A 5,847-nucleotide genomic window follows, 5' to 3' on the forward strand; every position below is an offset into this window, starting at 1 on the left:
CTGTGCGGCGTGCCGAGCGTCACATGCCGGGCGGAGGAGCGGTGCCGGGCGGGACCGTCCGTGAGGATCTCGGAGAGCCGGAGCACGAGCGGCGGCCCCTCGGGACCCGGTGCCGCCGGGTTCCTGCGGCGGGCGACCTCGGCCCGCAGGATGTCGATCCGCCCCTGGAGCAGACGCCGGACATAGCTCAGGTCCGCCTCGTTCTGCTGGGCGTCCCTGCGCAGCTCGCGCAGCTCCCGCAGCAGCAGCGCCGTCAGGTCGCGCTCCGGCTGCTCGGCGAGCAGGCCGGGGCTGCCCGTGCGCTGCACGGGCGGACGCGGCACGTTCGTACGCCGCGCGGCGCTCATGTGGGTCAGCGACACAGCTCCGGGCGGCTGCCCCGTACTTGGTGTGCTCATGTGGCTCTACCGTCCCCTCGACCGGCGCGGTACACCGCGTGTGAGCATGGTGCCACCACTCGTGGCCGCTATGTGAGCGAGTGGACCCATTCGGCCCCAGATGGGGGGTTCAGGCCAACCTCTCGGGCGGCGCATCCGGGCGCATCGCGGCCGTACGGAGCAGGCATGATGGGCCATATGCGTGCTGTGGTGCAGAGGGTGGACGGGGCGAGCGTGGTCGTCCAGGGCGAGGACGGCCCCGAGACGGTCGGCGAGATCACCGGCGAGGGACTGTGCGTCCTGGTCGGCGTGACCCACGAGGACACCAAGGAGAAGGCGGCCCAACTGGCCCGCAAGCTCTGGTCCGTTCGGATGCTGGCCGACGAGAAGTCCTGCTCGGACATCGACGCACCGCTGCTCGTCATCAGCCAGTTCACGCTGTACGGCGACGCGCGCAAGGGCCGCAGGCCCACCTGGAACGCCGCCGCGCCCGGCGATGTCGCCGAGCCCCTGGTGGACGAGGTGGTCGCCCAACTCCGCTCGCTGGGCGCCACGGTGGCGACGGGGCGCTTCGGGGCGCAGATGCGGGTGTCGCTGACGAACGACGGGCCGTTCACGGTCCTGCTGGAAATGTGACCGGGTCACCTACGTAACCGAGTCACCTACGTAACCGGGTCATCTACGTGACCGGGTCACCTGAGCAACCCGGTCACATTCGTTGCTACGGCTCGACCACGACCTCCTGCGAGGCCGCCACCGACCCCGCGAGCAGCCCCGCGTCCAGCGGCACGTTCCGCTTCACCAGGGCGAGCGCGATCGGACCGAGCTCGTGGTGGCGTACGGCGGTGGTGACGAAGCCCAGCTTCCGGCCCTCCTCGCCCTCCGAGGCGAGCCGCAGCTCCGTACCCGCCACCGGCAGATGCACCTCGCTGCCGTCCAGGTGCAGGAAGACCAGGCGGCGCGGCGGCTTGCCCAGGTTCTGCACGCGGGCGACCGTCTCCTGGCCGCGGTAGCAGCCCTTCTGCAGATGCACCGCCGTGCCGATCCAGCCCAGCTCGTGCGGAATCGTGCGGTGGTCCGTCTCGAAGCCCAGCCGCGGCCGGTGCGCCTCCACGCGCAGCGCCTCGTAGGCGAGGATGCCGACGGCGGGGCCGTTCTCCTCGGCGTACGACTCGAGGGACGTACGCGGCAGGAACAGATCACGTCCGTGGGCCGTCTCGCGTACGACGACACCGTCCGGGACCGGCGCGATCGAACCGGCCGGCAGATGCACCACCGCGAACTCGTCCGTGCGGTCGGCGACTTCGACGCGGTTGAAGAACTTCATGCTCTCCAGGTACGCGACAAGGGCGTCCTGCGTGCCGGGCTCGACGTGCGCCCACACCGTCTCGCCGTCGTCGACGAGATACAGCGCGTGCTCGATGTGGCCGTTCGCGGAGAGGATCAGCGCCTCGGTGGCCTGGCCGACCGGCAGCTCCGTCACGTGCTGCGTGAGCAGCAGGTGCAGCCAGCTCAGCCGGTCGGGGCCCGAGACGGTGACGACACCGCGGTGCGAGAGATCGACGAAACCGGTTCCGTCCGCGAGGGCGCGCTGCTCACGGAACAGATCGCCGTAGTGGGCGGCGACGCCTTCGTCCACACCCTCGGCGGGGACGGCGCCGGGCAGGGACAGGAGGGGGCTCTTCATGTTCACCCACACTACGACCCGGTAGCGGGCGTTCTTATTCCTCGGCGGCCTTGGTGTCCTTGCCGGAGCAGTTCTCGCAGCGCCCGAAGATCGCGAAGTGCTTCAGGTCCGTGTCGAAGCCGAACGTATCCCGCAGCTTCGCGGTGAAGTCAGCGGCCACGGAGACATCCGCCTCGATGACGTTCGTGCAGTCCCTGCACACCAGGTGGAGGTGGTGGTGGCGGTCCGCCAGGTGGTACGTCGGGGCGCCGTGCCCCAGGTGGGCATGGCTGACCAGACCCAGCTCCTCCAGGAGCTCCAGGGTGCGGTACACCGTGGAAATGTTGACCCCCGACGCCGTCTTCCGCACTTCGCAGAGGATGTCGTCGGGGGTCGCGTGCTCAAGGGTGTCGACGGCTTCGAGGACGAGCTGACGCTGCGGCGTCAGCCGGTAGCCGCGCTGTCGCAGGTCGCTCTTCCAGTCGAAGTCGGTGCTCGCCACACAGGCAGTCTAGGCCAGAGCGGCAATCGGCCTACTTGAAGAAGGCGATGCCGTCGTCCGGCAGGTCGCCGAGGCCCCTGGCCATCTCGGCGACGTCCTCGGGCGAGACGACCTTCTTCAGCTGCGCCGACATGTACGGACGCAGCGGCACCTCGGGGGTCTGCTTCTCGCCGACCCACATCAGATCGCCCTTCACGTACCCGTACAGACGCTTGCCGCCGCTGTACGGGCCGGAGGCCGCCGTACGGGCGACCGCGTCCGTGGCCAGGTCGATCTGCGGCTTCTGGTCGGCGAGCTCGCCGTACCAGACCTCGACCACGCCGTCGTCGCGGACCATCACGGTCTCGACCTTGCGGTCCTTGTCGATGCGCCAGAAGCCCGACTCGGACTCCAGGGGCTTGACCTTGTTGCCCTCGGCGTCGAGCACCCACGTGTGCGAGTGGTACTCGATGAAGTCCCGCCCGTCGTGGGAGAAGGACACTTCCTGGCCGAAGTTCGCCTTCTCGGAGCCGGGGAAGTCGGTGACTCCCGCGCCGGCCCAGTTGCCGAGGAGCCAAACGAGGGGCACGAGGTCGGGGTGCAGGTCGGACGGAATCTCGATCATGGGATGCTCAGGCGATCTCTAGGTGGCGTACGGGACGTACGGGGCTCAGCGCTGACCCTGGTACAGCTTCTTCACGGACAGCGCGGCGAACGCGAGAACGCCGACGCAGACCAGAACCAGCAGGGCGGAGAAGAAGGCCTCAAGCACGGGGTGCTCCTCGGTGAGCTATGGGGTGAGCTATGGGGGCAGGTATCAGAGCCGCTCCCACTGTAGTCGTGCGCGCCGCTCGCCTCTCTGCGAGGTGGCCTTACGAGTGGCCTCCCGCATGGCCTTACGATGCCGCCATGGCGAAGAAGCTCGTGATCAAGGTGACCGCAGGGGCCGACGCCCCCGAGCGCTGCTCGCAGGCCTTCACGGTGGCGGCGGTGGCCGTGGCCAGCGGCGTCGAGGTCTCCCTCTGGCTGACCGGCGAGTCCGCGTGGTTCGCGCTGCCGGGCCGGGCCGCGGAGTTCGAGCTGCCGCACGCGGCGCCGCTGCCCGGCCTGATCGACTCGATCCTGGCCGCGGGCGGGATCACGCTCTGCACCCAGTGCGCGGCGCGCCGCGACATCACCGAAAAGGACGTGCTCGACGGAGTACGGATCGCAGGCGCACAGGTGTTCGTGCAGGAAGCGATGACGGACGGCACCCAGGCACTCGTCTACTGATACTGACGGCGGCTGTCCGCGGTCGTACGCTGGAAGCATGCTCGCGCGACGACGCCACGCGTACTTCGCCATGATGGGCACGTGCATCGCCCTGTTCGTCCTGGCGTGGGGCGTCGTGCGTCTCTGGTCCATTCCCGTCGCCGTCGGCATGTGCGTCGTGGCGATGGTGATCCCGCCCCTGGCAGCCATCGTGGCGAACCGCCGGGGCCCGGACGACCGCTGGTGGGACGCCCCGTCGGGCGACTCGAAGTCCGACGAATGGTGGGACGAACTCGACGGCAAACACCACCGCTAGCCCTCACCGGCGGCATCAGAGGTCCGCTTCACCCGTGCCTGCCGGCGGAGAAGAAAACCAGAGGGCCGCACCCCGTACCAGTGGCGTCCAACCCCCTGGGGTGCGGCCCTCTGGCCGTCAGTGATCTGCTGTCGTCAGACCGCGATCGCGACCTCCGCGAGGCCGCCCGTCTGGGCCACGACCGTGCGGTCGGCCGTGCCGCCCGGGATCAGGGCGCGCAGGGTCCACGTGCCCTCGGCCGCGTAGAAGCGGAACTGGCCGGTCGCCGAGGTGGGGACCTCGGCGGTGAACTCGCCGGTCGAGTCGAGCAGGCGCACGTAGCCGCTGACGGGCTCGCCGTCGCGGGTCACCTGGCCCTGGATGGTGGTCTCGCCGGGCTTGATCGTCGAGGCGTCGGGTCCGCCGGCCTTCGCTCCACACATATGCGTTCGTCCTTAGCTGGTCAGGTCACTGCGGTCTTCGGGAGGGTTACTTGTTGGCGCCGAGCTCGATCGGCACGCCGACGAGGGAGCCGTACTCGGTCCAGGAGCCGTCGTAGTTCTTGACGTTGGTCTGGCCGAGCAGCTCGTGCAGGACGAACCAGGTCAGGGCCGAACGCTCACCGATGCGGCAGTAGGCGATGGTGTCCTTGGCCAGGTCGACCTGCTCGTCCTCGTAGAGGGCCTTGAGCTCGTCGTCCGACTTGAAGGTGCCGTCGTCGTTGGCGTTCTTCGACCACGGGATGTTGCGCGCGGACGGGACGTGGCCCGGACGCTGCGACTGCTCCTGCGGCAGGTGCGCCGGGGCGAGCAGCTTGCCGCTGAACTCGTCGGGCGAACGCACGTCGACCAGGTTCTGCGAGCCGATGGCCGACACGACGTCGTCGCGGAAGGCGCGGATCGAGGTGTCCTGGGCCTTGGCCTTGTAGTCCGTGGCGGGGCGGCTGGGGACCTCGGAGCCGTCGACCAGGTCGCGGGAGTCGAGCTCCCACTTCTTGCGGCCGCCGTCGAGGAGCTTCACGTCCTGGTGGCCGTAGAGCTTGAAGTACCAGAAGGCGTAGGACGCGAACCAGTTGTTGTTGCCGCCGTAGAGGACGACGGTGGTGTCGTTCGCGATGCCCTTGGCCGAGAGGAGCTTCTCGAAGCCCTCCTGGTCGACGAAGTCGCGGCGGACCGGGTCCTGGAGGTCGTCGGTCCAGTCGATGCGGATCGCGTTCTTGATGTGGTTCTTGTCGTACGCGGAGGTGTCTTCGTCGACCTCGACGATGGCAACCTTCGGGTCGTCGATGTGGGCCTCGACCCAGTCGGCGTCTACCAGGACGTCGCTGCGGCTCATACTTCTTCTCCTCCGGGGCAGTTACGGCGGGGCTTTGGTGCTGTGCGAGGGGCACGTGCCGGGTGCGGGCCGTGATTGCGCGATCGCGCGGCGTACGCGGCACGGGGTGGCCCTGACGAGGTCAACGGGCCGGGGGATACGGGAGTCGGGGCTCCCGCTCAGAAGGTGCGACAGAGCATGGCGGCGACGCGGCACAGGTCTACTGCCCGCCGCTTCGTGAGGTCCGCCTGTCGCTGCATGCGTCCGATCGTAAGGACGCAAGGGCGGCCGTGTCACCGGGGTGTCGGATGATGAGACGCGATCATCCACGATGTGGGATTCGTTGAAGGAAAAAGCCGCCCGCGCCGGTGCGGCGGGCGGTGTTCGCCCCTGCCGCATCCATCGCGCGGACGGCTTCGTCTCGTTCCTCGGAACGGCCGGTCGGACCGGGCCGTTCCGTATC

At 69.0% G+C, this 5,847-nt stretch carries 9 protein-coding genes and 1 pseudogene; 3 read left to right on the forward strand and 7 right to left on the reverse strand.

Annotation, left to right across the window (positions count from 1 at the left end; translation table 11 throughout):
* Positions 1 to 398 (reverse strand): annotated as a pseudogene (locus ACQKIP_RS37755) (aerial mycelium formation protein); the annotation flags it as partial.
* Between the two features lie 177 nt (positions 399 to 575).
* Between ACQKIP_RS37755 and dtd the strand changes: the two are divergent.
* Complete coding sequence (gene dtd / locus ACQKIP_RS37760; RefSeq protein ID WP_365860237.1) at positions 576 to 1,013, forward strand: D-aminoacyl-tRNA deacylase; 438 nt, start codon at positions 576 to 578, stop codon at positions 1,011 to 1,013.
* 85 nt (positions 1,014 to 1,098) lie between these two features.
* Here the strand turns inward: dtd and ACQKIP_RS37765 are convergent, their stop codons facing one another.
* Genes ACQKIP_RS37765 through ACQKIP_RS37775 form a run of 3 tightly spaced genes read right to left on the reverse strand, consistent with a single transcriptional unit; the run spans position 1,099 to position 3,149 of the window.
* Positions 1,099 to 2,064 (reverse strand): YgfZ/GcvT domain-containing protein, encoded by a 966-nt coding sequence (locus ACQKIP_RS37765; RefSeq protein WP_365860236.1) that lies wholly within the window; start codon positions 2,062 to 2,064, stop codon positions 1,099 to 1,101.
* A gap of 34 nt (positions 2,065 to 2,098) precedes the next feature.
* A complete protein-coding gene (locus ACQKIP_RS37770) occupies positions 2,099 to 2,545 on the reverse strand; it encodes a Fur family transcriptional regulator (RefSeq protein WP_365860235.1) in 447 nt (148 codons plus the stop codon).
* Positions 2,546 to 2,576: 31 nt separating this feature from the next.
* Positions 2,577 to 3,149, reverse strand: coding sequence for an FABP family protein (locus ACQKIP_RS37775; protein WP_365860234.1), 573 nt, complete (start codon positions 3,147 to 3,149; stop codon positions 2,577 to 2,579).
* A gap of 284 nt (positions 3,150 to 3,433) precedes the next feature.
* Here ACQKIP_RS37775 and ACQKIP_RS37780 point away from each other — a divergent pair, with 284 nt between their 5' ends.
* Complete coding sequence (locus ACQKIP_RS37780) at positions 3,434 to 3,796, forward strand: DsrE family protein (protein ID WP_365860233.1); 363 nt, start codon at positions 3,434 to 3,436, stop codon at positions 3,794 to 3,796.
* Positions 3,797 to 3,833: 37 nt separating this feature from the next.
* Positions 3,834 to 4,091, forward strand: a complete 258-nt coding sequence (locus tag ACQKIP_RS37785) for a DUF3099 domain-containing protein (RefSeq protein ID WP_365860232.1) — start codon at positions 3,834 to 3,836, stop codon at positions 4,089 to 4,091.
* A 134-nt stretch (positions 4,092 to 4,225) separates the two neighbouring features.
* Here ACQKIP_RS37785 and ACQKIP_RS37790 read toward each other — a convergent pair whose 3' ends face one another.
* The 3 genes from ACQKIP_RS37790 to ACQKIP_RS37800 form a co-directional block, all read right to left on the reverse strand.
* Complete coding sequence (locus ACQKIP_RS37790; RefSeq protein ID WP_160505842.1) at positions 4,226 to 4,513, reverse strand: DUF1416 domain-containing protein; 288 nt, start codon at positions 4,511 to 4,513, stop codon at positions 4,226 to 4,228.
* A gap of 46 nt (positions 4,514 to 4,559) precedes the next feature.
* Positions 4,560 to 5,405, reverse strand: a complete 846-nt coding sequence (locus tag ACQKIP_RS37795; protein ID WP_365860231.1) for a sulfurtransferase — start codon at positions 5,403 to 5,405, stop codon at positions 4,560 to 4,562.
* A 158-nt stretch (positions 5,406 to 5,563) separates the two neighbouring features.
* Complete coding sequence (locus ACQKIP_RS37800; RefSeq protein ID WP_351007875.1) at positions 5,564 to 5,644, reverse strand: putative leader peptide; 81 nt, start codon at positions 5,642 to 5,644, stop codon at positions 5,564 to 5,566.
* Positions 5,645 to 5,847 lie beyond the last annotated feature (203 nt).

Origin of the sequence: Streptomyces sp. NPDC059900, assembly GCF_050270335.1 — a bacterium.
In the GTDB taxonomy this organism is placed as follows: Bacteria; Actinomycetota; Actinomycetes; order Streptomycetales; family Streptomycetaceae; genus Streptomyces.

What these genes read in the sequence shown, in the direction of transcription:
- ACQKIP_RS37800 (WP_351007875.1), bottom strand. Translation starts at nt 5,644, where the DNA reads ATGCAGCGACAGGCGGACCTCACGAAGCGGCGGGCAGTAGACCTGTGC.
- ACQKIP_RS37785 (WP_365860232.1), top strand. Translation starts at nt 3,834, where the DNA reads ATGCTCGCGCGACGACGCCACGCGTACTTCGCCATGATGGGCACGTGC.
- ACQKIP_RS37765 (WP_365860236.1), bottom strand. Translation starts at nt 2,064, where the DNA reads ATGAAGAGCCCCCTCCTGTCCCTGCCCGGCGCCGTCCCCGCCGAGGGT.
- ACQKIP_RS37790 (WP_160505842.1), bottom strand. Translation starts at nt 4,513, where the DNA reads ATGTGTGGAGCGAAGGCCGGCGGACCCGACGCCTCGACGATCAAGCCC.
- dtd (WP_365860237.1), top strand. Translation starts at nt 576, where the DNA reads ATGCGTGCTGTGGTGCAGAGGGTGGACGGGGCGAGCGTGGTCGTCCAG.
- ACQKIP_RS37795 (WP_365860231.1), bottom strand. Translation starts at nt 5,405, where the DNA reads ATGAGCCGCAGCGACGTCCTGGTAGACGCCGACTGGGTCGAGGCCCAC.
- ACQKIP_RS37775 (WP_365860234.1), bottom strand. Translation starts at nt 3,149, where the DNA reads ATGATCGAGATTCCGTCCGACCTGCACCCCGACCTCGTGCCCCTCGTT.
- ACQKIP_RS37780 (WP_365860233.1), top strand. Translation starts at nt 3,434, where the DNA reads ATGGCGAAGAAGCTCGTGATCAAGGTGACCGCAGGGGCCGACGCCCCC.